The organism is Ornithinibacter sp., assembly GCF_035443565.1.
In the GTDB taxonomy this organism is placed as follows: Bacteria; Actinomycetota; Actinomycetes; order Actinomycetales; family Dermatophilaceae; genus Fodinibacter.
Genome location: NZ_DAORSO010000202.1, coordinates 1 through 3,272 on the forward strand (window position 1 = coordinate 1; position 3,272 = coordinate 3,272).

3 protein-coding genes are annotated in these 3,272 nt (G+C 68.5%); 2 read left to right on the top strand and 1 reads right to left on the bottom strand.

Annotated features, from left to right (window positions below):
- A partial coding sequence (locus tag PLL68_RS13300; RefSeq protein WP_324534856.1) for an ABC transporter ATP-binding protein occupies positions 1–917 on the top strand: 917 nt, incomplete at its 5' end.
- Positions 918–1,008: 91 nt separating this feature from the next.
- Entirely contained in the window at positions 1,009–2,475 is a 1,467-nt protein-coding gene (locus tag PLL68_RS13305) for an APC family permease (RefSeq protein ID WP_324534859.1), read from the top strand.
- Positions 2,476–2,485: 10 nt separating this feature from the next.
- Here the strand turns inward: PLL68_RS13305 and PLL68_RS13310 are convergent.
- Positions 2,486–3,272: LacI family DNA-binding transcriptional regulator (locus PLL68_RS13310; protein WP_324534857.1), on the bottom strand; the 787-nt coding region annotated here is incomplete at its 5' end.

Genomic DNA, 3,272 nt, shown 5'->3' on the forward strand with positions numbered 1-3,272 from the left:
AGGTGGGGCTGTACACCGTGCTCGTCTTCATGACCCAGCGCCTGCTGTGGCCGCTCACCGACATCGCCGAGGTCCTCGACCTCTACCAGCGGGGGAGGGCGTCGACGGCGCGCATCCTCGAGCTGCTCGCGGTCCCAATCACCGTTCACGCCGGCACCCGAACGGTGCCGCGGCCGGTGCGTGGCGGGCTCGAGCTGAGGGGAGTGCGCGCCGGGTACGGCGACGGGCCCGATGTGCTGCACGGCGTCGACCTCGTGATCCCCGCGGGTCAGACCCACGCGATCGTCGGTGCGACCGGCTCTGGCAAGTCCACGCTGCTGCGCCTGCTCCTGCGCTTCGACGACCCCCGCTCGGGAGAGGTGCTGCTCGACGGCATCGACGTGCGCGACCTGGACTGGGACTCCCTGCGCGGCTCGATGGGTTACGTCGCCCAGGACGTCTACATGTTCGCTGGCACGATCGCCGAGAACATCGCCTACGGTCGGCCCGATGCCTCGCAGGAGCAGATCATCGGTGCCGCCCGTGACGCTGCGGCGATGGAGTTCATCGACGCTCTTCCCGACGGTCTCGACACGTGGGTCGGGGAGCGGGGGGTGACCCTCTCGGGAGGTCAGCGCCAGCGTCTCGCCCTGGCTCGGGCGCTGTTGCGTGACCCGGCGGTCGTCGTGCTCGACGAGGCGACGAGCGCGGTGGACAACGAGACCGAGGCAGCCATCCAGCGTGCGCTCGGCGTGGCCACCGCTGAGCGCACGACGGTGGTGGTGGCCCATCGGCTCTCCACGGTCAGGCACGCCGATCGCATCTGGGTGCTCGACCAGGGCGTCGTGCGTGAAGCCGGCACCCACGACGAGCTCGTGGCGAGCGATGGCGCCTATGCCGCGCTGTGGCGCGTGCAGACCGGTGATGCTGCAGATTGATCTGCACCAAGAGCACCACCACGGATGCCGCGGGGCCACTGTTGTCCTCGAGGGTGCCGCCCGGCATCCACCGCGGGGTTGGGAGGGCGACATGGGTGCGACGGTGGACACGGAAGCAGCCGCGAACGACGGCGGGGATGCCGTGGCGGGGGAGGAGCGGACCGAGCTCAAGCGGGCGATCGGGCCGAAGTTGTTGCTGCTGTTCATCGTCGGAGACATCCTCGGCACCGGTGTCTACTCACTGACCGGGCGGGTGGCGAGCGAGGTCGGTGGCGCCGCGTGGGCTCCGTTCATCGTTGCGTTCGCGGTGGCCCTGGTCACGGCGTTCAGCTACCTCGAGCTCGTCACGAAGTACCCGAAGGCGGCCGGTGCGGCCCTGTACACGCACAAGGCGTTCGGCATCCACTTCCTCACCTTCCTCGTGGCCTTCACCGTCATGTGCTCCGGAGTCACCTCGGCGTCCACCGCCGCCAACGCGTTCGCCGCAAACCTCGCCGACGGTTTCGGTCTCGACGGTGAGAACAGCACCCTCGTGCTCGGCATCGCCCTGGCGTTCATGCTCCTCGTCGCTGCGGTGAACTTCCGGGGCGTCAGCGAGAGCGTCAAGGCCAATGTCGTCCTCACGGCGGTCGAGCTCTCCGGCCTGCTGCTCGTCATCCTCGTCGGCATCTACGCCGCGACCGGTGGCAAGGCCGACTTCTCCCGGGTCACCGTCTTCGACACGGCGGGCGACAAGAGCGTCTTCCTCGCGATCACCGCCGCCACGTCCTTGGCGTTCTTCGCCATGGTGGGCTTCGAGGATGCCGTGAACATGGCCGAGGAGACCCACGACCCGGTGCGCAACTTCCCGAAGATGATGCTGACCGGGCTCGGGATCACGGGGCTGATCTATGTGCTCGTCGCCATCTTCTCGGTGGCCCTGGTTCCGGTCGGCGAGCTGGGGGAGGGCGACACCCCGCTGACCAAGGTCATCTCCGCGGGCCTACCCGACTTCCCTGCTGACAGCGTCTTTCCGTTCATCGCGATGTTCGCGGTGGCCAACTCGGCGCTGATCAACATGCTCATGGCCAGTCGGCTCATCTACGGCATGGCCCGTCAGGACGTTCTGCCGCCGGTGCTCGGGTGGGTGCACCGCGGGCGGCAGACCCCGTGGGTCGCCATCGTCTTCACGACTGTCATCGCGTTCGGGCTCATCACCTTCGTGAGCACGAGCGACAGTGACGTCGTCCCGGCGCTCGGTGGCACGACGGCCCTGTTGCTCCTCGCGGTGTTCACCGTCGTCAACATCGCGGTTCTGGTCCTGCGGCGCGACCCGATCAACCGCAAGCACTTCGTGACGCCGACCGTGCTGCCGGTCATCGGTGCGCTGGCGTGCTTCTTCTTCACCCTGCCGGTCACCGGGCGCGACCCGATCCAGTACACGATCGCGGCGTGGCTGCTCGGCATCGGCGTGGTGCTGTGGGCGTTGACCTGGGCTGCCAACCGGGCGTTCTTCGGCAAGAAGACCTACCTGCGCGACCCGGAGGACCTCGCGCCCGACGACGCGCCGAAGAACTGACGCAGGACGGTCAGGAAAGCGGGCCGGTCGACTCGCGCACGATGAGCTCGGTCGGCAGCACGACCTCGTCGGTCGGCTCGTCATCATCGAGCAGGGCGCGCAGGAGCAGTTCTGCGGCGGCCCGGCCCTGGGCAGCGACGTCCTGGCGCACCGTGGTCAGACCCAGGACCTCGGAGAGGAGGTAGTCGTCGATGCCGATGACGGACAGGTCGCCGGGCACGGACAACCCGAGGCGGCGGGCGCTCTCGCGCACCCCGATGGCCATCTCGTCGGATGCCGCGACGATGGCGGTCGGTCGGTGCTCACTGGTCAGCAGCGAGGTGCTGTCGCGGGCGGCGGCCTCGGCGGTCCAGTCCGAGTTCAGGATCCATTCCGGCGCGCAGGTCAGGCCGAACTCGACGACACACTCCTTGAAGGCCTCGAGGCGGTCCTGCGGGGTCTGGATGTGGGCGACGTTGGCGGGAACGGAGCCGATGTAGCCGATCCGGGTGTGGCCAAGGCCGGCCAGGTGTTCCACCGCCGTGCGCATGGCGAGCCGGTCATCGATGCGCACGCAGGCCCGACCGGGAACCGGTGAGCCGATCGTGACCAGGGGCAGGCCGAGCCGTTCGACGAGGTCGACCTCCTCGTCCGTCATCGGCACGTTGAGCATGATGATGCCGTCGACCCGCTTCCAGAGCATGTTCTGGGTCAGCGTGAGCCGCTGGTCGTAGGTTTCGTCCTCGAGGTCGAAGAGGATGACGTGGTGGCCCTGCGCCCGCAGGGACTTCTCGATGGCGCTCACGAGGGTCGCGAAG